Annotated in this window: 23 protein-coding genes and 1 pseudogene; 14 read left to right on the forward strand and 10 right to left on the reverse strand. The window is 43.7% G+C overall.

Going from position 1 to position 23,643, the window contains the following annotated elements; translation table 11 throughout:
- Positions 1 to 123: 123 nt before the first annotated feature.
- Positions 124 to 873 (reverse strand): tRNA-uridine aminocarboxypropyltransferase, encoded by a 750-nt coding sequence (locus R7Z49_RS10645; RefSeq protein ID WP_021033873.1) that lies wholly within the window; start codon positions 871 to 873, stop codon positions 124 to 126.
- Positions 874 to 1,013: 140 nt separating this feature from the next.
- Here R7Z49_RS10645 and R7Z49_RS10650 point away from each other — a divergent pair, with 140 nt between their 5' ends.
- Entirely contained in the window at positions 1,014 to 1,829 is an 816-nt protein-coding gene (locus tag R7Z49_RS10650) for a sterol desaturase family protein (protein ID WP_318111637.1), read from the forward strand.
- Positions 1,830 to 1,932: 103 nt separating this feature from the next.
- On the opposite strand, the gene R7Z49_RS10655 is transcribed toward R7Z49_RS10650, so the two are convergent.
- The 4 genes and pseudogenes from R7Z49_RS10655 to R7Z49_RS10670 form a co-directional block, all read right to left on the reverse strand.
- The gene (locus R7Z49_RS10655; RefSeq protein ID WP_005389537.1) at positions 1,933 to 2,151 is read right to left on the reverse strand and encodes a hypothetical protein; all 219 of its coding nucleotides are present in this window, start codon (positions 2,149 to 2,151) and stop codon (positions 1,933 to 1,935) included.
- Between the two features lie 48 nt (positions 2,152 to 2,199).
- Complete coding sequence (locus tag R7Z49_RS10660) at positions 2,200 to 2,580, reverse strand: hypothetical protein (protein WP_170890626.1); 381 nt, start codon at positions 2,578 to 2,580, stop codon at positions 2,200 to 2,202.
- A gap of 198 nt (positions 2,581 to 2,778) precedes the next feature.
- The gene (locus tag R7Z49_RS10665) at positions 2,779 to 3,192 is read right to left on the reverse strand and encodes an NUDIX hydrolase (protein ID WP_053307087.1); all 414 of its coding nucleotides are present in this window, start codon (positions 3,190 to 3,192) and stop codon (positions 2,779 to 2,781) included.
- A 280-nt stretch (positions 3,193 to 3,472) separates the two neighbouring features.
- A pseudogene (locus R7Z49_RS10670) lies at positions 3,473 to 5,492 on the reverse strand (methyl-accepting chemotaxis protein).
- 134 nt (positions 5,493 to 5,626) lie between these two features.
- Between R7Z49_RS10670 and R7Z49_RS10675 the strand changes: the two are divergent.
- The gene (locus R7Z49_RS10675) at positions 5,627 to 6,121 is read left to right on the forward strand and encodes an NlpC/P60 family protein (RefSeq protein ID WP_186584267.1); all 495 of its coding nucleotides are present in this window, start codon (positions 5,627 to 5,629) and stop codon (positions 6,119 to 6,121) included.
- Between the two features lie 45 nt (positions 6,122 to 6,166).
- On the opposite strand, the gene R7Z49_RS10680 is transcribed toward R7Z49_RS10675, so the two are convergent.
- From R7Z49_RS10680 to R7Z49_RS10690, 3 genes are all read right to left on the reverse strand, one after another.
- On the reverse strand, positions 6,167 to 6,511 hold the full coding sequence (locus R7Z49_RS10680) for a DUF3802 family protein (RefSeq protein WP_005377620.1): 345 nt from the start codon (positions 6,509 to 6,511) through the stop codon (positions 6,167 to 6,169).
- 190 nt (positions 6,512 to 6,701) lie between these two features.
- Positions 6,702 to 7,664 carry a GGDEF domain-containing protein gene (locus tag R7Z49_RS10685; RefSeq protein WP_025766666.1) on the reverse strand — a complete coding sequence of 321 codons (963 nt, stop codon included), beginning with the start codon at positions 7,662 to 7,664 and terminating at the stop codon, positions 6,702 to 6,704.
- Positions 7,664 to 8,638, reverse strand: a complete 975-nt coding sequence (locus R7Z49_RS10690; RefSeq protein WP_021033872.1) for a response regulator — start codon at positions 8,636 to 8,638, stop codon at positions 7,664 to 7,666. The genes R7Z49_RS10685 and R7Z49_RS10690 overlap by 1 nt, the downstream gene beginning before the upstream one ends.
- 224 nt (positions 8,639 to 8,862) lie before the next feature.
- Here R7Z49_RS10690 and R7Z49_RS10695 point away from each other — a divergent pair, with 224 nt between their 5' ends.
- Together R7Z49_RS10695 and R7Z49_RS10700 are read left to right on the forward strand one after the other, a co-directional pair.
- Positions 8,863 to 9,729, forward strand: coding sequence for a fructosamine kinase family protein (locus R7Z49_RS10695; RefSeq protein ID WP_005377623.1), 867 nt, complete (start codon positions 8,863 to 8,865; stop codon positions 9,727 to 9,729).
- Between the two features lie 253 nt (positions 9,730 to 9,982).
- Positions 9,983 to 10,177, forward strand: a complete 195-nt coding sequence (locus R7Z49_RS10700) for a CPXCG motif-containing cysteine-rich protein (RefSeq protein WP_005377624.1) — start codon at positions 9,983 to 9,985, stop codon at positions 10,175 to 10,177.
- 75 nt (positions 10,178 to 10,252) lie between these two features.
- Here the strand turns inward: R7Z49_RS10700 and R7Z49_RS10705 are convergent, their stop codons facing one another.
- Positions 10,253 to 10,864 carry a riboflavin synthase gene (locus R7Z49_RS10705; RefSeq protein WP_005377625.1) on the reverse strand — a complete coding sequence of 204 codons (612 nt, stop codon included), beginning with the start codon at positions 10,862 to 10,864 and terminating at the stop codon, positions 10,253 to 10,255.
- A 392-nt stretch (positions 10,865 to 11,256) separates the two neighbouring features.
- On the opposite strand from R7Z49_RS10705, the gene R7Z49_RS10710 reads away from it, so the two are divergent.
- Both R7Z49_RS10710 and R7Z49_RS10715 read left to right on the forward strand, forming a co-directional pair.
- Positions 11,257 to 12,627: an MATE family efflux transporter gene (locus R7Z49_RS10710; RefSeq protein ID WP_005377626.1), complete on the forward strand. Its 1,371-nt coding sequence runs from the start codon at positions 11,257 to 11,259 to the stop codon at positions 12,625 to 12,627.
- Between the two features lie 133 nt (positions 12,628 to 12,760).
- Positions 12,761 to 13,759: a DUF3080 domain-containing protein gene (locus tag R7Z49_RS10715; protein WP_318111639.1), complete on the forward strand. Its 999-nt coding sequence runs from the start codon at positions 12,761 to 12,763 to the stop codon at positions 13,757 to 13,759.
- 15 nt (positions 13,760 to 13,774) lie between these two features.
- On the opposite strand, the gene R7Z49_RS10720 is transcribed toward R7Z49_RS10715, so the two are convergent.
- Positions 13,775 to 14,620, reverse strand: coding sequence for a DNA ligase (locus R7Z49_RS10720; RefSeq protein WP_191116136.1), 846 nt, complete (start codon positions 14,618 to 14,620; stop codon positions 13,775 to 13,777).
- Positions 14,621 to 15,043: 423 nt separating this feature from the next.
- Here R7Z49_RS10720 and R7Z49_RS10725 point away from each other — a divergent pair, with 423 nt between their 5' ends.
- The 8 genes from R7Z49_RS10725 to R7Z49_RS10760 all read left to right on the forward strand — a co-directional run bounded on the left by R7Z49_RS10725 (position 15,044) and on the right by R7Z49_RS10760 (position 23,643).
- Entirely contained in the window at positions 15,044 to 15,364 is a 321-nt protein-coding gene (locus R7Z49_RS10725) for an STAS domain-containing protein (protein ID WP_017634929.1), read from the forward strand.
- Between the two features lie 26 nt (positions 15,365 to 15,390).
- Positions 15,391 to 16,257 (forward strand): OmpA family protein, encoded by an 867-nt coding sequence (locus tag R7Z49_RS10730; RefSeq protein WP_318111641.1) that lies wholly within the window; start codon positions 15,391 to 15,393, stop codon positions 16,255 to 16,257.
- The gene (locus R7Z49_RS10735) at positions 16,254 to 18,356 is read left to right on the forward strand and encodes an SLBB domain-containing protein (protein WP_186584268.1); all 2,103 of its coding nucleotides are present in this window, start codon (positions 16,254 to 16,256) and stop codon (positions 18,354 to 18,356) included. The genes R7Z49_RS10730 and R7Z49_RS10735 overlap by 4 nt, the downstream gene beginning before the upstream one ends.
- Entirely contained in the window at positions 18,356 to 19,042 is a 687-nt protein-coding gene (locus R7Z49_RS10740) for an AAA family ATPase (protein ID WP_005377635.1), read from the forward strand. The genes R7Z49_RS10735 and R7Z49_RS10740 overlap by 1 nt, the downstream gene beginning before the upstream one ends.
- A gap of 11 nt (positions 19,043 to 19,053) precedes the next feature.
- Positions 19,054 to 19,434 carry an Hpt domain-containing protein gene (locus R7Z49_RS10745; protein ID WP_318111642.1) on the forward strand — a complete coding sequence of 127 codons (381 nt, stop codon included), beginning with the start codon at positions 19,054 to 19,056 and terminating at the stop codon, positions 19,432 to 19,434.
- A 308-nt stretch (positions 19,435 to 19,742) separates the two neighbouring features.
- Positions 19,743 to 21,269, forward strand: coding sequence for a sigma-54-dependent transcriptional regulator (locus tag R7Z49_RS10750; RefSeq protein WP_186584269.1), 1,527 nt, complete (start codon positions 19,743 to 19,745; stop codon positions 21,267 to 21,269).
- Positions 21,244 to 22,314, forward strand: coding sequence for a glycosyltransferase family 4 protein (locus R7Z49_RS10755; RefSeq protein ID WP_318111643.1), 1,071 nt, complete (start codon positions 21,244 to 21,246; stop codon positions 22,312 to 22,314). The genes R7Z49_RS10750 and R7Z49_RS10755 overlap by 26 nt, the downstream gene beginning before the upstream one ends.
- Before the next feature lie 144 nt (positions 22,315 to 22,458).
- Complete coding sequence (locus tag R7Z49_RS10760; protein ID WP_186584270.1) at positions 22,459 to 23,643, forward strand: glycosyltransferase; 1,185 nt, start codon at positions 22,459 to 22,461, stop codon at positions 23,641 to 23,643.

The raw sequence follows: 23,643 nt of genomic DNA on the forward strand, positions 1-23,643 counted from the left end.
AAAAGTATAAACTGATGGCATTATCCATATCTGTACGCCTGCAAACCGTGACCGAATGCAGATTTATCCCCTCACCGAAGCCAGTTGAACAACATACCATCAACAAAAGCTCATTCCTTAGAGTCAGCTCTCGGTTTTCATCCACTCTTTGAAACGTTTCAAGTGTGGCTGGTTAGGGTCGTTTTTGACTCGAGTCTTGCTCAGCATGTAAGTTTCTCTGAAGGCTTCAAACCACAATTGAAGGCATTCCGCAGCTTTCGGCTCACCAGCTTGTTTTAAAACTAATGTCGCGACTTCGGCGGTTGAAAGATGCTGCTCATTCTCGGAGCGGCGCATGATGTATTCAGACAGAGATTCCGGCTCAATGGAAAGCACAGGCAAAGATTTAAGAAAATCAGAACGACGGAATATCTTTCGTGCCTCACGCCAGCTACCATCAATAAAGATCAGCAACCATTTTTTGTTCTCGACATCTTCTTTTACCAATCGCCCTGGCTCTAGATCTTCAATTAAACGAGAGGGATCATCCACATAGTCTGCAGGAAATACAATCACCGGTTGGTAACTGTCATCCTGTAGTAGCGCTAGCATCTCTTCAGACGGTTCTGTTCGGTTCCATTGATACACGTAAGTCTCTTGAATCGTATCAGCGATTAGACGACCGGTATTACTTGGCTTAAACACTTCGTTTTCAGAAACAATCAACATACATGCAATATTGGCCTTGATGTTTGGCTGAAGGTCGCACAAACAGTGTTGCTCAGAAACCTGGCAATATTGGCAACGAACCACTTTACATCCACGCGCGTTGAAAGGCTTGGTTGAGATAGATTGTCGGTACTGATATAAACGGTGGAAAGCGTGAATTCTCATGGTAAGTAATGCCAAGTAAAAAGTAGAGCGCGATTCTACTGATATTATGGTTTCGCCTCAAGATAAGCCCATCAGCAGTGTGTTGAAATAATTTCACTCTTATCTCGGTCATAGATAAAGAAATAAATAAGGGAATGACAGTGACAGAAACGACATTTCAAGAACCCTCATGGCTCAGATTAGGCTTTTTCCTTGGCGTATTATTGCTTTGTGCCATTTGGGAGAACAAATTGCCTAGAAAAACACTGACCGCTTCGCGCAGGTTTCGCTGGGTCAATAACTTGTCATTGGTTGCTTTTAACAGCCTAGTTATTGCTTTAATCATGCCTATCGCCGCCTTTCAAGCTGCGGTCATAGCTCAGGAGCAACAATGGGGGCTGCTGAATATTCTGTCCCTCCCCGCTTGGTTAAATATTTTTCTAACCGTCATTTTGCTTGATTTCGTCATTTACGCTCAGCATGTTGTCTTTCATCATGTAAAGCCGCTGTGGAAGATTCACCGAATGCATCACGCCGATCTCGACATAGACGTCACCACAGGCGCACGCTTTCATACCTTCGAAATAATCATTTCAATGGGAGTAAAAATTGCAGCCGTGTTTATCTTAGGTGTTTCACCTATCGGAATTGTGGTATTTGAAATTGTGCTTAATGCGAGCGCGATGTTTAATCACAGTAATGCAAAACTGGCTTTATCTATGGACCAAAAACTGCGAAACGTCATCGTTACACCAGACATGCATCGCGTGCACCATTCAGTGATAGTAAAAGAGACCCACTCAAACTTTGGTTTTTTCCTTTCAGTTTGGGACCGCTTTTTTGGGACATACCGAGCTCAGCCTAAGTTGGGTCATGAAGATGTTGTTATTGGTGTGCCGGAAATTAGAGACGAAGAAGAGCAAAGATTAGATAAGCTGTTAACGCAGCCCTTTCGCTACAATAAAGAGAAGAAGTAATGGTTGAAAAAATATTGTTGGATGAAGTATGTCAACAAAACGAATAGACCAAGCCTAAACCCCTGTTAAACACTACTTCATCCTCATGATGTGTAAGAACAGATTAGTTTTCTGCTAGCTGACGCTTTTTGTTTAACTGAGTAATACCAACAAATAAACCAACAACACCAAGCACTGCACATGCCAAAGCATTGGTGTTCATTACTTGCTGTGCCTCTATTGAGCTGTATAGAAAAGCAAGGCTGAAGAAAGTGGTGGCAAAGCTCAAACCTGTCAGTACGCTGAAACCAGCAAAACTGGCCAAGTCTTTAAAATCGTTCATAACGAGTCCCTGTTTACAATCCTTAATCGAGTGTTGTGAAAATAATAATTAACGAAATATTTGGCGCGATTGACTATGTTTTCGCGCATTCCATAACCAGATAGATACCCCAAATGAGAACCCTAAAAACAGTGTCTTCATTTGTAGGGCGACGTTGTTATCTAATATTTCTAATGTATAGTGAGCGTGGGAACTAAAGATAACATTGGTTATAAGAATCAATAACATAACCACTAGGCCAGAGCGGCGATGCTTGACCAATAGATACGCTGCTAATAAGTCTAACAGCCCCAACGAGCTCCAATACATATTCAACCAGCGTGGCGCAAAATCGTAAGGTAAAAAGCCACCAACAATGTTGTCATAAAGATGAACCACTCCGCCAACTGTCATAAAAAGGCATAAGAGAAACACGACGAATTTTTCCATTACCGTTTCCTTATCTGAATGAATGAGCAAAGCATATAGAAGTCACTTAAACATTTGTAATCCCATCGCCATTTTTGAGATCGACAGTGCCATTATCAACACGATGAGAACAGTAACGGCTGCTCTACCTTCTTTATTTAGCATAGTGTTTGCTTTGTCATTGTCCCAAATCCGCCAATGCAACGACAGAATCCTCCTTTAAATCACGCCTTGGTTTATCAACTCTCGTACCTTTTCCAGCCCGCGCTGAAACACAGTATGTGCATTCGCGGGAAGGCCGCTCTCGACATCGTGCCAGAAGAACGCGAAATCATGTCCACCATCGTCTTGCGTATGAAACAGCCATGAATTAGCGAGGTCAGCACACTCACACAAAACAAAATGCCATACTTGATTTTGAAAGCCACTGTCCCATGAGCATAAATATCGTGCGGAACGAACATGTGTGATACCAGACTCCTCAGCGAGCTCCCGCTTGGCTGCTATGATGTAACTTTCATCAAACACTTCAACAGTGCCCTTGACGAGCTGAACACCCGCCAACGGATGTTTAAAAAGTAGGATCTCTTGATTTTGATTACGTAGAACAACGGGGCAAACTTTATCGATCACAAAACCACTCCTTATGCTTCAAGCAAAAGGCTTTAGCTTTCTCTGGATATAAAGAAATCGCATGAAGCTGCATGATTCATTCCTTTGAATTCTAGCGACATTCTAGTCAACGAGTCCCTCGAACAAAGCATTAACATCACGTTGTGATAACTAAACCCTTTAGAAATGAACGAGATGAGATGTAACTCACTCTTGCAATGCAAATAGGAGCCATTGAATGGGTAGCCGTAACAAAAAAGCAGAACCGAGGTTCTGCTTTTAGTCGGTAGAAACATCTCATTTACTTGGTCTGATGAAGCTCATACTTGTGCAGCATTGCTTGCTGGTGCCCGGCAATTTCCGCCACTTGCTCAGAACTCTCAACCATAGACTCAAGCTGCAGCTTTGTGCGTTCGCCAAGATCAGAAATATGCGTGATGGATTGAGATACATCTGCCGTCGCTCGTTCTTGTTCTTCTGTAGCAACTGAGATTTGTTCAACACGTTCTTGAATGTGCTTAACCGCGAGGTTGATATCAGAAAATGTCGATTTCACTTCATTGCTGGACTGTAGCGCGTGGGTCATTTCTTCTCTTGAATCATTAACTGCTTGGCGCGAACGCTCTGCGGCAGTAATAAGCTCGCTCATCATTTCTCGGATGTTCGTAGTTTGTTGAGAGGTATCACTTGCAAGTTTGCGAACTTCATCAGCGACAACCGCAAATCCACGCCCTTGCTCACCAGCACGGGCAGCCTCTATTGCTGCGTTGAGAGCAAGTAAGTTGGTGTTGTCCGCGATCCCACTGATCATATCGACCATTTCACGAATCTGTTTTACACGCTGGTCTAGCTCTAACATTGACTGTTCATTTACATCCAAAGAGCTTTCTAATGACTCCAAACGTTCGCGGTTTTGTTCCACGACTTGAACCCCTTTTTCAGTGTGCTGGGTTGCAAGGAGCGAGTCCTGTGAAGATGCATTTGTCACCATTGCTATTTCACGAATAGAGGCTTCAAGCTGCGTTATGGTCGTGATCATACTAGACAACGCTTCATTTTGTGTTGCCAACCCATCACTTGTTTGTTCGGCTGCACTGTGACTTACTTCTGCCGTCTGATAAAGCGTTTCACAATTGCGCGTCACCGTTTGAATGGAGTCGTGTGTGGAATCGATTACTTGATTCAACTTTCGTGCTACTTCTTTCAGCTCATAAGGGCCGACTTCTTCTGCCTTGTCACGAAAATCATGTTCGGTAAGTGCTGAAAGACGCGTTAGTACATTCCTTAACCCTCGGTTTGTCCATGACTTGAGACTAAACCAAGTAACCAGAATAATAAAAGAAATCACACACGCCGCAAACACGAGCACAACGCTCACCGATTCAATGGTCTCGTTGACCACCCGCTCTTTTTCATCGATCAACTGACCAGCGGTTTGGGAGATTTGATCAAGTAACCGGCATGGTTTCATCCGCAAGCATCGAAGCCTGTTTAAACTCTGAACGTTGCAATTCCCCTTGTTCTAGTTTGGCGAGGATCAAACGCAGCACGCCCTTTTCACTAAAGCCTTGTTTCACCATCTCATATGGTGCGGTTAAGCTTGCATATTCACTTACTTCAGGATGAAAAGATTGGAAGTCTTCATAGGCGAGTTTAATACCTGCTATGCGATTTCGCATTTCTCGGTATTCTTTTTCGGCTTTGTTTAATTCTGAGTGCATCATCATGACTAAGAACGTACTTTCCATTGAGCTTGCAGAAGCAATGAAACGGTTAGCGGCATCGCTCGACTCAGGATTATCAGCACTAAGGAACGAACTGATTCGATTCATTTCCGGGCCGATAGAGCTAAGCCCATAGCGAAAACCACCAACAGCGGCATCAATATCCATTTGAATTTGTATCACCGAAGATTGCTTCAACAAAATGGACTGCGTGATGTTATGTAAACGCGCTAGTTTGGTGTCTAACTCCTCCGAGAGTTGCTGAGCTACACCAGACGCTTTCACAACCAAAGTTGTGCTTTGAGTTGCAAGAGAGTCGATTTGCTCTTTTATGAGAGGCAACTCTTTCGGCTCAGTAATCTGCATACCATGGTTGAGTAGCTTAACCATCTCCAATACATTCCTGGTTAACTTTGCGTTTGCCATCGCGATTGGTAATGCTTTTTGCGACAAGTCTTCAAATTGTTCCCCTACCTGTTCCATTCCTTTGAAACTTGAGACAGAAAGGGCTATAACAAGAGCAATGATAGTTAAAAATGTTGCACTGACAGCCTGAATCAGTGAAAGTGATGTGCGTGAGCGTTTTCGCTTTGCCATAATCAATTTTTATTCTTTCTTAAGGTTGAATCGGTTCTGCAGTGATTCCGTCACATTTGTGAGACAAAACCGTGATTTGCAGCCCATACTATGGATTGGTTATGACACTAATATTTCAGTTGTGGGTCATAGAGATGACAGGTGGTGATTTGCGTCGAGTATATTTTCCTTTGATAATCAGTGTGCTACTAAGCGCCTGCTCTTCTGGGCCTGAGCCTAGTGAGCAAGCACAGGTGACAACACCTACAAATCAGCTATTGTCGGACAACCCTGACTTGTTCGACTTTTACTCAGAGTGGCACGGCACGCCTTATCGCTTAGGCGGGACACAGAAATCTGGAATTGATTGCTCAGCATTTGTACAAAAAGCGTTTATTGAGGCTTATCAGCTCTCGTTACCAAGGACAACGAAGCAGCAATCAAAGCAAGGTGTGGAGTTAAGTTGGACGGATGCCAAGCAAGGGGATCTAGTGTTTTTTAAAACAAGACGTACAACTTATCATGTCGGAATTTACTTGGGTAACAAGCAGTTCATGCATGCATCGACGTCTAGAGGTGTGATTATTTCAAGAATCGACAACCCATACTGGGCATCTAAGTTTTGGCAAATAAGAAGAGTTACAATGTAACTCCTCTCACTCTTTAACCGGACATTGCTGTAAGTTAAAACAATATCAGTCGTAAGTCGCAACAGCATTATCGAACAGATTTTTGACCAGAGCGATGTATTCATCAAGGAACGTGATCTGTTCATTGGTCGCTTTTTTATGCCATACCCCAGCCAATATCTCACCAAGATCTTCAACAACTGCATCAGCCTCTTTCAATAATTTGAAGCGTACGCTCGAGTGAAGTTCTGGATTTTGCTCAAAAATCGCCATGATGTTTGAAGCCACCATATCGGTGACAACATCTTCGATGCTTTCGGATCCAGTGTCGCCAATTTCGGTCGTAAAAATATCTAGATTTAGAGACAAGTGCTCGATAAGAGCGAGATATCCATCGGTTTCTAAAACCACTGTTTTTCTCCGTTTATTGCAAGCCTTCGAAGCTGAAAGCAGAATAGTTTCAATAGTAAGACATGCCGAGAAAATTTCATTAACTTATTTCATATTAACAAACATTCACGAACCAACTGGATGATTTTCAAACAATTGAGCTTTGCTTCACTGAATTCGGATACAGGGTTTCTTCAAACCTTTTTATATTTCAGTCATTTTCATGCAAACAGGTTTGGTTACGACCATTTTCTTTTGCACGATACAGCGCAGCATCGGCACTCTTTAACCATTGAGTGTGAGTTTCAAAATAAGGCTTATACTCGCAAACACCAATACTTATCGTGTAATTAATCAAAAAATCTTCCACTTTCACGATCTCTTGCTCAATTCTTTTGCGCAAACGCTCTGCGAAATAGCAAGCTTGCTCCTGGTTTGTGTGAGGAAGTAGTACGGTAAACTCTTCACCACCAAAACGACCGCAGATGTCACTGCTCCTTGCTGTTTTTCTCAACAAGGCAGAGGTTCGACGAATGACTTCGTCCCCTGTCGGGTGACCATAAGTATCATTCACCTTCTTAAAGTGGTCGATATCGAATATTACTAATGAGCATGGTCCGTCGATAACTTTTAAGTGAGCAAACTCATCTTTCAATGATTGCTCCCAATAAGCGCGATTAAATAAACCTGTTAAACCATCTTTGCGACTGATTTCCGACAAATGTTGATTTGTTTCTTTCAAATGAATGCGATTTCTCGCAGTTTCAGAAACATCATTGACTTGAATCGCTATGTGGCTGACCTCTCCTGAAAGCCCAATTAACGGCGTGATCACGATATCTTGATACATAAAATCACTGCTGTTTGAAACCGGAGAAAAATTGTTGAACTTAAAAAGGTACGGTCGGTTTTCCCAGCTAGAAAAAGAACGAGTTTCCAGATCGGCGGCAGCTTTTATCTTGGTTTCTAGCCAAGTTCTTGGCAGCTCTTCAAAATGCTCAAATAAACATTCACCAAGAATTTCTTGTGATAGAACGCCACTGTATGACTGCATAAAACTGTTCCACACACACACTTTATACTCTTGATCCAAAACAATAAGCCCTGAATCCATCGTATCGAGAATTTGTGTGACCCAATGAAAGTCTGCTATGTCCAGCGTGATATCGGACATTAGATTAGCTCCATGATTTCATAGATTATTTCTACGGATGGCTTATCAATTAAAAACAGTACCTCGCACTCGAAATCGAGCGCTTCTGCCATGTAGGTGTATTCGATAGTAAAGAGCTCACCCAACTCGCCTTGCTCTTCACAATAAGGTGTTAAGGTATCCACAATGCCTGGCTGACGAAGTGAGAACTGCTTGTCGAGTTGATCGCCCAATGATGTGAGAAATGACGAGACCAGTAGGTTAGAGATATTCAAGATGATTTCATTATGAGGCGTAAACTCAAGGAGGTAACCTAATTTTTCCCCAATCTGATTGATATCCCTACCACGTAAGCACACCAGTGCCTCTCCGTGAATACCACCACCGACAAACCTCTGCGCTACCGCAACGGAACTGTCACGCCCAACCACATCAACCAGTGTCATATGAAGCTCGCCGTAGGACAACGGTCCAACATGAGGAACAGGAAGTTGGATGAACTCATGTAAATGGTCAGCCATAATCGCAGCCCCTTTACCAAGGGCAATGTTCGCAATTTCACGGAATTTGGCTAGTAAGGAAAGCTCTTCGCAACCCTGGTTTTTAGAATCAACCGAATGACTAGGTTTGAACGCATAATGCAGCCCTAATTGTTCGTATAGTGGGAGCACCTGCTCTTCTGTCAGAGGCTTAGCGATAAAAGCTTGAGCACCAAGATCGAGACAGCGCTGTTTTGCCTCTTGTTGAACATCTCCAGAAATAATGACGATTTTGGTCGGGTACTGACTAACAGGTAATGATTCGAGGACCTCAAAACCATCCATTATGGGCATCGTTAAATCGAGAAACAAAATATCGATATTTTGCTCAGCAAGAATATTAAGCGCCTCATAACCATCTTGCGCTTCAATAAGATGCAATGATGTATCTTGTACGATAGAACGCGCAATAAGCTTTCTTGCAACAGCTGAGTCATCACATATCAGTATTTTCATGCCACCAATGGAACTAACGTCAAAAAAATCATAATACCTGTTGTAAACGTCCATCTCCATATGCTAAGCCAACAAATCAGAGGCTTATAAGCGATTTGATTCACATTTATACAAATTGACTACACTAAGAGGAAGGTTTCTTTACTAAGTATGCTCAACATAGCGCCAACTCCCTGCTATTTATCCTAAACTATTGGTGGTCAAATAGATTCGCGAGGTTTTGTATGTGGCAAGCAATATCGCAACAGCTTTCTGATACTTTATTGTTCGATTACCAGATCACGGAAAAAGTAAGGCTGTCTGGTGGGGATATCAGTGAAAGCTACATGATCAATGATGGCGAGCAACGTTATTTTGTGAAAATTAACGATCGCGAGTTTTTGTCGAAATTTGAGGTAGAAGCTGAAAGCCTGCATCTTTTGCGTGAAACATCCACCCTATTTGTACCTGAGGTGGTATTGGTTGGTAAAACCAAAAATGCCTCATTCTTAATTCTTAACTACCTTCCAACGAAACCATTAGAAGATGGTCCCAACAGCTTTAAATTTGGGCAGCAATTAGCTCACCTACACCAGTGGGGCGAGCAAAAAGAGTTTGGTTTTGATACCGACAACTATCTCGGTTCGACTCTACAGCCCAACAAATGGCACAAGAAATGGTGTGTATTCTTTGCTGAGCAACGTATAGGATGGCAATTACAGCTCCTTAAAGAAAAAGGCGTCACCTTGGTTGATATCGATGACTTTATCGATGTCGTAAAACAGCGGCTAGCAAACCATGCTCCGGAACCTTCTTTGTTGCATGGCGATTTATGGAATGGAAATGCGGCACTCACTGCATTCGGTCCTATCTGTTACGATCCTGCGTGCTATTGGGGGGACAGGGAGTGTGATATTGCGATGACGGAGCTTTTTGGTGGATTTCAACCAGAATTTTATCAAGGCTACGAATCGGTTATGCCACTTTCTTCAAGCTATGAAGAGCGTAAAGATATCTATAACCTTTACCATGTTCTCAACCATTGTAATTTGTTTGGCGGCCATTACTTGGAACAGGCTCAACTGGTTATTAATAAAATCATTTCTTATTAATTTGGAAGCCACTGCATATTTCAATATGTAAAATCTCGAGGCACATCACTACAGAAGATCACCCTAAGCTCAAGGTTGAGTTTGGGGTCAAGTTTTGTACTTATTTCGACTCAATTAGCAACAACTCGACCTAATATCAAAGGAGACTTAACTTTGGATTGTGCCTATTTTCCTTGTAGGCAAAGTAAGTAAAGGGCTGTACTTCCTTGATGAATAGTGTGTTTAAAAGCCCTGCGAGATTAGGAGTTGTTGTATGAAAAATTATACCGAAAGGTATGTAAAGTGCCCGCATTGCGGACACTCTATCGGCATTACATTGGATGCAAGTAATGGTGACCAAGAGTTTTATGATGATTGCCCAGCTTGTTGCCACGCTATCCACCTAAATATGCGAGTGGATGAGTTACAAGATAAGGTCGAACTAATTATCGATGACAATTACGAATAACAGCTCGAGCATGTGAACATCAGAAATATAAAAACGCTTAAATGAAAAAGGAGCATTAGGCTCCTTTTTCTCATTCTAAAGCTGTTTTGCTGCAAGAACGCGCTCAACAGTATCAACAATTGCTTGAGTCTGAGGATCAAACTCAATATTAACACGCTCCCCTACTTGTCTCACTCCGAAAAGCGTTCGCTGCAAGGTTTCTGGAATTAGGTGTACCGAAAAACGACACGCTTCAACTTCACCAATAGTTAGCGAGCAGCCATCTAAACCAATGTAACCTTTCGCTAATACATATTTCATTGATTCTTGCGGCAGTTGAAACCAAATCGTGCGGTTATTGGGCGTATCGATGATATCGACAATATCTGCCGTCAAACTAATATGACCAGACATGCTATGCCCGCCTATTTCGTCACCAAACTTAGCCGCGCGCTCAATGTTTACGCTATCCCCTTCCACCAGCCGACCTAAATTAGTAAGAGCCAATGTCGCTTGCATTAAATCAAAACTGATAAGGTTGCCTTCGATCTTAGTCACAGTTAGACAACATCCGTTGTGTGCAACGGATGCACCAATTTCTAACCCTTTACAAAGTTCATCGCTTAACTCGACAACGTGCGTTTGAAAGCGTTCTTTTTTATCAATTTTAACGACCTTCGCCGTACCCTGAACTATTCCTGTAAACATTTCTTTTTACCTATTGATTTCATACCAACTGTAGTTGAAGACTAAGCCTTAAACACTGCGCTACGGGCCGGAAATAAAGACCGCAGACGATAAAGCAACGGCTTAATGAACACTGGTCTGCTCTCATGCATGTTTCAACATTACCATGATTCGCTGCTGTTCTCAGTAAAAGCGTATCCTTAGCGTGGAGAGCGTCCAGTCAGTGTTATCGACTATTCACTACCTAGCTATGGAATATAAACATACAATTGTTTATCATTTGCGCGGAGTTTCTCCGAGGCATTTTTTCACCTTATCGTGACTAAAATCAACCATCAGATCCGTTCACCACATCTTTTGCCCTCGAGTACTCTCATTCTTTCAACTTATTGTTCCGCTCTGGAGTATTTTTCGTGCATCGCTATAAAGAAGAAGCATCAAGTCTTATCAAATTGGCGACCCCGGTATTGATCGCATCTGTCGCTCAAACTGGTATGGGGTTTGTTGATACCGTAATGGCTGGCGGCGTTAGCGCCACCGACATGGCTGCGGTTTCTGTCGCTTCAAGTATTTGGCTACCATCCATTTTGTTTGGGGTGGGTTTATTAATGGCATTGGTCCCTGTTGTCGCACAGTTAAATGGCTCTGGTCGTCGAGTGAAAATACCGTTTGAAATTCAGCAAGGCGTCGTTTTGGCATTGCTGATCAGTGTGCCGATAATTGCAGTCCTGCTCCAAACCCAGTTTATTCTCGGGCTGATGGATGTTGAAGCACTGATGGCTGAAAAAACGGTGGGATACATTCATGCCGTTATATTAGCAGTACCCGCTTTTTTACTTTTCCAAACGCTTAGAAGCTTTACGGATGGTATGTCATTGACGAAACCGGCAATGGTTATTGGCTTTATCGGTTTGCTGCTCAACATTCCTCTAAACTGGATTTTCGTGTACGGCAAGTTTGGTGCACCTGAATTAGGCGGTGTTGGCTGTGGTGTAGCAACCACGATTGTTTACTGGGTCATGTTTGCCATGCTATTGCTGTATGTGATGACATCAGAGCGATTGAAAAGCATCAACCTATTTGGAGAATGGCATCGCCCACAATGGAAAGCGCAAGTTCGTCTATTCAAGCTCGGCTTTCCTGTTGCAGCAGCGCTGTTTTTTGAAGTGACATTGTTTGCTGTTGTTGCACTGCTCGTTTCACCACTGGGTCCTATCATTGTGGCAGCGCATCAAGTCGCGATTAACTTCTCCTCGTTGGTATTTATGCTACCAATGAGTATTGGTGCAGCAGTAAGCATTCGTGTCGGCCATCGACTTGGTGAAGAAAACGTAGATGGCGCGCGCGTAGCGTCACGAGTCGGCATTATGGTTGGTCTAGCATTGTCCGTTCTCACAGCGATTTTAACCGTCTTGTCTCGTGAGTGGATCGCCGAGCTTTATACTAGCAACCCAGAGGTAATCACTCTAGCGATGCACCTGCTCGTGTTTGCCGCTGTTTATCAATGTACGGATGCGGTTCAAGTGATCGCAGCTGGTGCATTACGCGGCTATAAAGACATGCGAGCCATCTTCAACCGTACTTTTATTGCTTATTGGATTCTTGGGCTCCCAATTGGTTACGTCCTTGGCCGTACAGACTGGATTGTTGAGCCAATGGGAGCACAAGGCTTCTGGCTTGGTTTTATCATCGGCCTATCTTCTGCTGCCTTTATGTTAGGCGTCAGAATGCGTTGGATGCATCGCCAAGAGCCAGAAGTGCAATTGAACTTTTCAGTTCAATAAAAAGTAAAAAAGCCAGCTTCCGCTGGCTTTTTTGATCGAATAATCACACGGTTGAGTATACTTATAACAAGATTACGAAGCGGTTGATTTTGCTCTCTAGACAACGGATACGAAGTTATAAAAAAGGATATTTGTGCGGTCTATTTTATTGTTCTTAATCTTGATTCTTAATGGTTGTGATAACTGGTTCAATCCAGAGAACGCCATGTTTGATAAGTATCATCAACGTGTAGCCAATGTATTGGAAGCTCCTGCTATTCCAATAACATTACAGTCTACGGTAACGATTCCTGCGAAACGCGTTTTGTTCGAGCCATTGCCAAGGCTATCTATTGGCCTGCTAGAGAGCTATCAATTACGACAGTGCGGACTCTTCAATTTACTTGCTGAGAAAAACTCGCAACTTGGAAAGGTGCAGGATGCCTTTCATGATTTTGATTATCAAACTGCCCTTTTAAGAGTCATGCATCGATGTTTATCCGAATTTCCACTTAGCGATGAAGAACGCGCGACATTGGCAGAGCTTTACTCAACCAAGTGGCAACATTTAGACATTCATCTCGACAACTTACTACTCGTAAGTGATGCCATGCAGAAGCAACTAACTGCCTCTGATTGGCTATCTCAAGACACGACGAATGATATTGCACGCATTAACGATGTCTATCGTATTTTCAGCGAAATGTATGATTTACCCCACCGCGCGGTCTCACGTCTACCCGATGTGGAAGTTACGCAACATCAAGAAGAGTTAGAGAAATCTCGTTTACTCGGACGACTTTACTATTCAATGGTAAACACATCCCTTTGGTTAAAAGCGACAACTCAGCTACTTGAGCAGAACCAGAGCAATGTATTGTGCGGGCCGAACAGAGACACCACCCAGTTCCGCTACTTAAGAAATGTCTTTCAATCCATTTACGTTGAAGAAGTGCAACCTTATTTGGCTTATTTAGACAGTACCTATCAACAACTTAATGATGGTGCCACTTTGGTGGAGAACCGTATGCAACTCCATGGTCACCAGTATGGCATAATTGAGGCACATAGGACATTTAGGCAAGAAACCCTAAACCACGTTCAGTTTTGGCAGGGTCTCTTCAAACGATGTGGCGTAACCGTTGGCAACTAGTAAGTGCAGAGCGTTCTATTCCTTCAGCCTTTCACGCAAGAATCGAGCAAAACGTGGTTTACCAGTATGTGTAAAACCGTTATATCTAAATGTAATGGTTGAACCAATTTTCGGAGGCTGGCGACGCACTTCATCGGTAAATCCGCTACCGATGTAAAACTCAATGCCATTTGGTAAGCGAACTAACATTGCTCCCATCATACCTAATAAGCGCCCTGTTCCTGGCTTATAACCCACAACTAACGCTTCATCATCTGCGTATCGTTTTAGTTTAAGCAAATCACTACCGCGTCCAGCCTGATAGCGGCTTGATACCTTCCGCAACATCACCCCTTCACCGTCGGATATTGAAATTTTATCCAACTGTGTAAACAGATGAGCTTCATTTTGAATGGCTCGGTGCTCGACATATTTGATATGAGGCTGGTCGACTTCAAGCACTAAGGCTTTGATGTTGTAATAACGCTTCCGATAATCACCAGCGGAATATGGCATATCAAAGATCATAAAGTCGATATGTCGCCAAGCAGACTCTACAGGAGTTTTATCTAATACCGTTTGCTGAACAAGATGGAAGTTACCTCTCCCAGCCCAAAGTTCACCGTCCAACGGATAATCAGGCAAAGGTCCTGTAAACCAATCTGGGGCGTAGATTCGATTACCATTTCTCGTCACGAGATGTTGCCCAGTCCAATAAGCGCGAACACCATCAAGTTTTTCGCTATACCAATATTCAGACACATCAATGCCATCCTGATAGCTTTGTGCAAGAGAAACTGGTGGTGCGAGAGAAGTATCCGCTTGAGGCTGTGAAGACGCAGCCATAACAGCCAACGCAATTAATGTCATTTTTAATGGCATAAGAAGACCTTGTACAAAAAATCGCCTTTATTGAAACGTAAGTCCTCTCGATGACCTATTTATTACTAGTTATTCTTCGACTCATAACAATCAACATTAGTAATAATTTGCAAAGGTAATCATAAACTTTAGACAGGTTTTGCATTTAGTCGTTACACATTATTCTCGTATGGCGGATGGTTCGTCAATCGAGTTGGAATCTAATCATGACGTGCCTCCCCCGCTCTAACGACTTCTTTCGGCTCAACACCTCTTATAAGCAAACCATTTCTGTGTGCGTTTTTGATTCTCAATTTGAGAATCAGTCCTTTCTCAAATTGAACAATATCATTAACAATATTTAACTATTTGATTTTTAATTAATTTCAAATTGGCACGTTACCTGCTCTATATCCAATTAGAAAAACAAACGGAGACAGAGTCATGGAATTACGCAAACTAGAAATCAATCAAGACAAGTTAGCCATTGAGTTTTTTGGTGACTTAGACGCAAGTGGCTGTCGACAAGCACAACATCACATTGATGAAGTAATTCACAACAATCATCACAAAGAAGTCGAAATTAACCTACAGCACGTCCAATTTCTTGATTCTTCAGGGATTGGTGCCATTGTTTACTTATATAAGCGTCTAGTTGAACGTGAAAGAAGCATGAGTATTGAAAACGTATCAGGCCAACCTTTAGAAATCATGAGCTTGCTTCGTATCAATCATGCCATTCCCGTTAACTCAAAAGGACACTAAAAATACCGGTTTAAACGGAGGTTGGCATGGTAAATCTTATACGACGATATGCAGTAAGCGGTCTTGTTGTCGGCATGTTTGGTTGTTCGTCGTTTGACTACCCAGAACACGGGAAAGGTGGCTTGGCGGAAAGCTATCAAGATATCTCGATCGAGAATTATCAGTTTTCCCCAGTGATGCCTGACGAGCCTTTAGGTCCAGAACATGGGTTAAGGTTTGATTGGCAACTGACCAAGTTACATCTAGACGCACTAATCCAAGAGGGCGCGCGCTGGTGTTTTCCTGCGGCAGTTGTTCAGGCCCTTGAAAAACAAAATAGAATTGCGCGCGAGTTAGAAGGTGGGCTTTTACTCGACGCTGCCAACGACCTTGTGATTCAGCGTCGACGCTTAAACCAGCTCGAACAACAACTCGACTACGTACTGAGCCAAACCATTTGCACACCGCCCGATGATATTGAAGCTCTACGTAGCGACCTAAACATAGTCTCGGATATCTATGCACTACTTAATATCGACAACCAGTTTGCTGTCGATTCAGCAGAAATCAACCCGAAGTACATGGGACATTTGGCAGAAGCAGCCTACATTTTACGTGACCACCCCAACCTATCTCTTGTAGTAACGGGGCATGCGGATGCAACTGGAACACCCGATTACAACCAGAAACTTGCTCAAGCGCGTGCGGAACAAGTAAAGCGTTACCTAACCGTATTTGGTATCACTTCAGAGAGAGTCACTACCAAATCTGTCGGAGATAACCTGCCACTCTATGAAGGTGAAACATCCGCCGTGCGTTTAACTAATCGTCGAGTAAGCATCGAGGTTATTAGCCCTAATTCAGATAGCGATAGCTCAATAAACCGCAACCCAACGGCAGGAGGCGCGCTATGAACACGATGAAACCATTTATCCTCTTAATGTTGTTGTGTCTGGTCGCGTGGGTACCTTCTTCCATAGCGGATGAGAGCAATACTGTTAAGGTCGGTGATTTAATACAGATTAACTTACCTGGAGAGGCGTCGTTAAACCAAGGGTTTCAGGTTGATCGTCGTGGACGAATTAATTTACCAGAAGTCGGCCCTGTATTAGTGGCCGGCTACAATGAAAAACAACTCCAAGACGTGATTATCGACAGGCTAAAGACCGTGTATCGTGACGTTAACAACGCTCGAGTTTTTATTAAACAGCAACAGTTGTTAGTGTCCGTTCAAGGCTACGTGGTCAAACCCGGTGAATATACCTTACCTTCTGGGTCCAACATTCAAATGTTTGTGTACGAAGCTGGCGGCCTGCGCGCTGGGGCTCAGCTTGATAAAATGATCGTGAAACGTGGAAATAAAAACATTGAATTTGACTACAAACGCTTCCTTGATACGGGTGACAATAGCCAACTGCCAAAACTAGAATCACTGGATGTCTTATTTGTCCCCGCTTCCCCACTCGTAGGGAATATTGAGCAAGAGTTTGATGCAGCAAAACTCGCGAATTCAGGTGACAGCGCAGATTCCGCTCGTGCAATCAAAGTCTTTGGTGAAGTCAACGCACCTGGCTCGTTCTCATACAAGCCAAACACCACGCTAGTTGATGTCGTAATGCGAGCTGGCGGCGTGACACGATATGCCAGTGTTGAGCAAATTCGCGTGATAACAAACAATAACCCAACCATGTTTAACCTGAAAAAGTACCTTGATACTGGAGACCAAAGCCTACTGCCAGAGATCCTGCCAGGTGCCACCATCTTTGTCCCAAAACAGGAAGAAGAAATCAAAGCAGGTGCAAATGTGGTTTACGTGATGGGTGAAGTCGCCCATCCTGGGGCATACGAAGGCAAGCAAGGCGCTAGCTTCATGGATATCCTCGCCAACGCTGGCGGGCCCACTCGCTACGCAGAATCTCGCCAAATTCGCGTTATAAAAGCCGATGGCAAAGTCATCAAATTCGATCTTACCGCGCATACAGAAGGACTATCTTCAGCCAGACCACCAAATGTTGGACCAGGAGATGCGATTTTCGTGCCGGAGAAAACCGATTTCAATGAGAAGTCTTGGTTAAAAGTAGCACCTAGTCGAGCGGTCGCAGTGATGGGAGAAGTTGTTCGCCCTGGACGCATCGAGTGGTCAGACGAAATGGATTTGATTGATCTGCTTGCACACGTTGGTGGCCCAACTCGACGAGCTGATACCACCAAAATTGAAGTCGCCAATAACGGTCAAATGACACAATTTGACTTAGACCAATACATTCTGGATGGCTCACCAACATCAAGCCTACCTCGAGTTTCCGCTGGTACAGTCGTAAGGGTACATGCATTGCCTGACGACCCATCCGATAATAAGTCGCAATGGGTAAGCCAAAGCTCTGACGCATCGATATACGTTTTCGGGCAAATCAATGCACCTGGGCGCTATCGTTTCACCGAAGATATGCATTTTCTGGATATTTTGTCTGCCGCCGATGGACCGACAATGGATGCAGATATTCACAACATTCGTGTCACACACCGAGGCCTAGGTTATGCCAAAGTGAGTAAATTGAATTTATCGATGTACTTTGAAACAGGCGATGAGTCAATTCTGCCCCACGTTCGTCCTGGTGATACCATTTACATTCCAGAAAAAAACAAAAACTGGTTAGATCGTTCAAAAGAATCCACGGTACGCGTATTAGGTGAAGTAAGAGACCCGGGGCGGTACGTATTCAATGACAACATGACTGTGCTTGATCTCTTAGCGGAAGCAGGAGGACCAACTGATAATGCCTACCTTGAAAAGATCAGTGTGGTCAATATGTCTTGCTGCCAGGGCCAAGCCCGAACATTTGATTTGGTGAACTTTAGTAAAACAGCCAACATTTATGAACTGCCAGTCATTCGCGCAGGCGACACGATTTACATTCCCCATAAAGACGAAAGCTTTGTTGAAAAAGCGAGGGCCGGATTAAGAGATATTTTACAAATCACCACAACCATCGTGTTAATAGGAGCGTTGTAATGACTATTCCTGCAACTCACGCTGAGATTGAGCAAATTTATCTTCAGAGTGAACAGAAAGGCCACAAAACGATTTGTGTTGTGGGTTGTAAATCTGAAGATGGTGTCACTTCCGTGGCGTCATCTCTTGCAGAGCGCTTGGTTTTAGCAGGCCACAATACTTTGTATGTAGACCTTAACTTATTCAAACCCGCTTATCACACTGTTCACGAATTTGATGATGACGAGAAGGTTGGCCATTTGATCACACGAGAGAATACACATCAAACTTTAGTCGGCCTCCCTGCTCCGTCTCTCGCCAGCACTCAGTTAGCGTACCGAGACCCAACAACGCTGAAACAAAACATTGCACAATGGTTAACGCAGTACGAGCGCGTCGTGATAGATACATCGCCACTTCTTAGTGTCAACCGAAGCAATATTGCGCCTCAAGTGATTGCTGGCGTATGTGATGCTACTTTGTTAGTAGCGCATTATGGCTCTACGACTGCAACCCAGCTCGAGCAAGCCAAAAAGCTACTCGATGCTAGCGATGCGAACTTGATTGGTTCTGTACTGAACATGAAGCACACTCCAAGCCTGAAAGATGAGTTAATCCGCCAAGTTTCCAAGCTGCGTTTCTTACCAAAAAAGTGGAAAGAAAAACTGTCTCAGCAAATTAAAAAAAGCGAACTGTTTATGTTATAGGGAGCGCTATTATGACGATAAATAACACATTGACTATCGAGCAAGAATTAGTGGATGAGCATATTCTTCAGCAAATGATCAAAGATACGTGCGCCGAAATCATCCCTACCTTGATTGATCACTATGTCGAAGAGTCACGCGATCGCATGGAGAAAATAGAGCAAGCATTAAGCACAAAAGACCTTCAAACATTAGAGTTCGAGGTTCACACACTGGGCAGTTCTGCTCTCGCTCTAGGCAATCGAACGCTTTCAAGACAAGTAAGAATGATTGAGAAGTACTGTGTCGAAGGAAAAATACCAAAAGCATTGGAGCTTTGTGAAACACTTCCTCAACTCGCCAATGAATCGTTTGATGCGTTAGAAAAGCGAAAAGCTCAAGGGTTTGAGTAGTATCAGTGTCTTACTCCCTAGCAAAGCATCGCGTTTGATAAAGCGCGATGCCGACATCATCTCAGAAATTTAGGCTCCAAATTCAGTCACCCTCGCCAAGCCACACACCTTGAAATTATTTGGGTATAACTTAATCAATTAAAAAGTATGGATTTTTCGCAAATTTCCTACCTTGTGCTAATACTTAAATAACGCTTTTCTCAAATTGAGAATTTTCAGCACTAGAGAGCTATAAACCACTCATAATGCCAAATAGTAGTGCTGACAAAAATCATAAAAAATGAAACAAACTACGTTGGGATGGGACTATGAGACCAAGGGTGTTACTGGTAGAGGACTCTACTTCACTAGCCATACTTTATAAGCAGTATGTGAAAGACGAACCTTATGACATTTTTCATGTCGAGACAGGTCGCGAAGCGATTCAATTTATTGAAAGAAGCAAACCTCAGCTCATCATTCTCGATTTGAAACTGCCCGACATGTCTGGCGAAGACGTGTTGGATTGGATCAACCAGAATGACATTCCTACGTCCGTTATTATTGCTACGGCACACGGCAGCGTCGACTTAGCCGTTAATCTAATTCAAAAAGGTGCGGAAGATTTCTTAGAAAAGCCCATAAACGCTGATCGCCTAAAAACATCAGTCGCATTGCACCTTAAACGCGCCAAATTGGAAGATTTGGTGGAAAATATTCAGTCCAAGTTTGATCGCCACAACTATCACGGATTCATCGGTTCAAGCCTCCCGATGCAGGCGGTATACAAGACCATTGATGCTGTTGCGCCAACTTCTGCCAGTGTGTTTATTGTGGGAGAAAGCGGCACAGGTAAAGAAGTTTGTGCTGAAGCCGTCCACCGCCAGAGCGACCGTAAAGACAAGCCTTTTATTGCAATTAACTGTGGGGCTATTCCACGAGATTTGATGGAAAGTGAGATTTTTGGTCACGTTAAAGGGGCCTTTACTGGAGCAACAACAGATCGAAAAGGTGCGGCGACGCTGGCACATGGTGGTACGCTTTTTCTTGATGAGCTGTGTGAAATGGAACTTGAGATGCAAAAGAAGTTGCTCCGTTTTCTACAAACGGGCACTTACACCCCTCTTGGTGGCACTAGAGAAATGAAAGTAGATGTGAGAATCATTTGTGCCACTAACCGAGATCCATTAACAGAAGTAGAAGAAGGTCGTTTTCGTGAAGACTTATACTACCGTGTGCACGTTATACCTATCGATATGCCCCCATTACGTGAACGAGGAAGTGACATCGTCACGCTTGCCAAGCACTTCTTGACCACTTACGCCAAACAGGACAAAAAGAAATTCTCAACAATCGACAGTGAAGCTCAACATATCATCAAGCATTACGAATGGCCGGGTAATGTAAGGCAACTACAAAACATCATACGTAACATTGTGGTGCTTAATAACGACGAAAAAGTCACGGTGAGCCACCTACCCGCTCAACTTACTAAAAAGTCTAAAGTGACGAAAACAACGACGCCTGCGCATGTTGCTCAAGAGTCAACAAACATTGCACCAATCACACCACCACCTGTTTATACTGAGGAACCTTCACCTTCTGCGGTCGAACCGTCGATTACCGCAGCAGAGCAGCCTGGTACACCGGCCTCTGCTGCTACCTCACCGTACTTTAACTCTGATGGAACCATTCGCCCTATGTGGCAAGTAGAGCGTGAAGCAATTCAAAACGCAATTGCGTACTGTGATGGCAACGTCCTCAACGCCGCTGTCATGCTGGAGTTAAGCCCATCTACGGTTTACCGAAAAAAACAAGCGTGGGAAGCGGATGAAATTAATCTCGAACAATCTTGATAAACCTGCCATTGGTGAAATTTGGATCTTGCTTGATAGCCGTCTATTCGGCGGCATTGAAAGTCACGTTATCGAGCTAGCTCGGGGATTAATCGCCTTTGGAAACAAAGCTCGAGTTGTGCTAACCACTGAGTATTCGCCAGCCGCTCAAATTGTACAGAAGGCAAAAGAAGCCGCGATCCCTGTGAGTTACTTAAACTATTTGTCTGGCGAGCCCAATAAAGCTTTAAAAATTAAACACCTAACAAGCGCTATCGCCAATCACCAACCCTCAGTGGTTCACTCCCATGGTTATAAAGCGTCGATTTTGTCGCGCTGCGCCAAACTGCTCACCCGTACGTTTCCTCGTTTGATTTCAACTTATCATGCTGGTGAATCGTCCTCAGGGAAGCTATGGCTATACGATTGGCTTGATAGAAGCTCAGGCAGCCTATCTGACTATTGCTTTGCTGTCAGTCCAAGTATTCAGCGCAAAGTTTTTTGTTCTTCAGAACTGCTGAATAACTTTGTTTCGATTCCCAACAGTCAACTCAACTATCAGGAGATCGCTTTTGTCGGCCGATTGAGTCAGGAAAAAGGCGCCGATCAATTTATTGAGGTAGCGAGGCTCTGTCCAACATTACAGTTTAGTGTGTACGGTGATGGCCCAGAAAAAGAATCGCTTAATCAAACTGCCCCTCCAAATGTGACTTTCTTCGGCCATCAAACCGATATGGAAGGTGTTTGGGAAAATATCAGCGTACTTATCATCTCTTCTCGTTATGAGGGTCTTCCAATGGCGGCGCTTGAAGCCATGTCGAGAGGCATTGCCGTGATGAGCTTACGTGTAGGTCGTCTTCCAGATATTATCCAAACGGGTAAAAATGGTTTTATCGTCGAAGACATTCCCTCTCTTGCTAAATGTCTTCATGACTGGATGTCGATTGGTGAAGCGCAACAATCACTCATTCGCCAGAATGCTCGACAAACCATCATTGATGATTTCTCAGCGCAAAGTGTGATTCCCGTATTGCTACAAAAATATCAAATTGAAACGGATCACTAATCCATATTGGTTCTCAATATGAGAATGATGAGTTCCAAACATAAATATCACATAAGATTCAATCACATAAACTAATGGCATATTTTGGCATCTCTATTGCAGCTCAGCAGTTAACGCAGATTAATGATGAGACAGAGGTGACTTATGACTACGCCAAAACGCATTCTATATGTTCATTATGGTGATAATTGGATTCGCGGCAGTGAAGTGGTGCTTCTGGATCTCATTTCAGGAATCGACCGCGATAAGTTTGAGCCATTCGTATGGTCCAACTGCCAACCATTAATCGATAAGTGCCAATCGCTCGGAATTGAAGCGGAACATTCAGCCTTCAATTTGGTGGGTGGTTGGAGCGCTCCGCGCTGGGATATTAGCGGGTGGAATAGCCTTATCAAACAAGGCTCAGCATTGATCGAAAAGCACAACATCGACTTGGTACACGTCAATAGCGGCGGCCCTTGTCAATGGATGTGTTTGGCTGCTCGCATGAATCATATACCACTTGTCACGCAACTTCATTGCCATTATACATTGCGCGATCGCTTCTCTCTCGGACTTCACCTCTCTCCAAAATTGATTTGCGTTAGCAAAGATGTTGGACGCGAAATTCTTCAGGACGGCTACCCACAAAACCAACTTCATGTCGTACACAACGGCGTGTCACTTCAAGGCGTGGATACACCCATCGACATTAAAGATCGCCTCGGAATCCCATCACAGGCCTTTACCTTTCTGTCGGTGGGTTCGCTGATTAAGCGCAAAGGGTTCGACCGCCTTATTCGCGCAATGCGCATGCACAACTACCACCACAACAACCCTCACCTTGTTATTGTTGGTGACGGCGAAGAAAGAGAAGCATTGCAACAGCTTGCATCGGATCTTGGTATCCAAGAGCGAGTGCACTTTGTCGGGGAGCAACACAATGCCGGAGAGTGGATGTGTGGTAATGCAGACGCTTTTATTAGCGGCGCCTATGAAGAGGCCTTTGGTCTCGTGCTCGGGGAAGCGGCTTTAGCTCAACTGCCTATCGTGGCTCCTAAAACGGGAGGCATTCCTGAGTTGTTCGAGCATAATCACTCTGCATTGCTGTACCAGAACAGTGGAATGGCGAGCCTGTTAAACGCGATTCAACAAGTCATGCAAGACGCGGCATTAAGAAACAAGCTGGCGGAAAACGCTTACCTACATGCTAGCCAGCACTTAACGACGACTGCATCTATCAACGCTATTGAACGTATTTACGAAGGTGAACTTAATAATAACGCCATTACACCAATGCCAATGACTCACTGCATGAAGCCTCTTTCACGCTGGTTGAGCATCAATTGA

The sequence above is a fragment of the Vibrio sp. 1562 genome (assembly GCF_033340155.1).
In the GTDB taxonomy this organism is placed as follows: domain Bacteria; phylum Pseudomonadota; class Gammaproteobacteria; order Enterobacterales; family Vibrionaceae; genus Vibrio; species Vibrio alginolyticus.

Bases quoted from the DNA above. Each gene is read 5' to 3' on its own strand.
- R7Z49_RS10760 (WP_186584270.1), top strand. From the start codon at position 22,459: ATGACTACGCCAAAACGCATTCTATATGTTCATTATGGTGATAATTGG.
- R7Z49_RS10655 (WP_005389537.1), bottom strand. From the start codon at position 2,151: ATGAACGATTTTAAAGACTTGGCCAGTTTTGCTGGTTTCAGCGTACTG.
- R7Z49_RS10720 (WP_191116136.1), bottom strand. From the start codon at position 14,620: ATGCCATTAAAAATGACATTAATTGCGTTGGCTGTTATGGCTGCGTCT.
- R7Z49_RS10745 (WP_318111642.1), top strand. From the start codon at position 19,054: ATGACGATAAATAACACATTGACTATCGAGCAAGAATTAGTGGATGAG.
- R7Z49_RS10700 (WP_005377624.1), top strand. From the start codon at position 9,983: ATGAAAAATTATACCGAAAGGTATGTAAAGTGCCCGCATTGCGGACAC.
- R7Z49_RS10685 (WP_025766666.1), bottom strand. From the start codon at position 7,664: ATGTCCGATATCACGCTGGACATAGCAGACTTTCATTGGGTCACACAA.
- R7Z49_RS10660 (WP_170890626.1), bottom strand. From the start codon at position 2,580: ATGGAAAAATTCGTCGTGTTTCTCTTATGCCTTTTTATGACAGTTGGC.
- R7Z49_RS10725 (WP_017634929.1), top strand. From the start codon at position 15,044: ATGGAATTACGCAAACTAGAAATCAATCAAGACAAGTTAGCCATTGAG.
- R7Z49_RS10645 (WP_021033873.1), bottom strand. From the start codon at position 873: ATGAGAATTCACGCTTTCCACCGTTTATATCAGTACCGACAATCTATC.
- R7Z49_RS10750 (WP_186584269.1), top strand. From the start codon at position 19,743: ATGAGACCAAGGGTGTTACTGGTAGAGGACTCTACTTCACTAGCCATA.
- R7Z49_RS10695 (WP_005377623.1), top strand. From the start codon at position 8,863: ATGTGGCAAGCAATATCGCAACAGCTTTCTGATACTTTATTGTTCGAT.
- R7Z49_RS10740 (WP_005377635.1), top strand. From the start codon at position 18,356: ATGACTATTCCTGCAACTCACGCTGAGATTGAGCAAATTTATCTTCAG.
- R7Z49_RS10675 (WP_186584267.1), top strand. From the start codon at position 5,627: ATGACAGGTGGTGATTTGCGTCGAGTATATTTTCCTTTGATAATCAGT.
- R7Z49_RS10735 (WP_186584268.1), top strand. From the start codon at position 16,254: ATGAACACGATGAAACCATTTATCCTCTTAATGTTGTTGTGTCTGGTC.
- R7Z49_RS10755 (WP_318111643.1), top strand. From the start codon at position 21,244: ATGAAATTAATCTCGAACAATCTTGATAAACCTGCCATTGGTGAAATT.
- R7Z49_RS10730 (WP_318111641.1), top strand. From the start codon at position 15,391: ATGGTAAATCTTATACGACGATATGCAGTAAGCGGTCTTGTTGTCGGC.
- R7Z49_RS10705 (WP_005377625.1), bottom strand. From the start codon at position 10,864: ATGTTTACAGGAATAGTTCAGGGTACGGCGAAGGTCGTTAAAATTGAT.
- R7Z49_RS10690 (WP_021033872.1), bottom strand. From the start codon at position 8,638: ATGAAAATACTGATATGTGATGACTCAGCTGTTGCAAGAAAGCTTATT.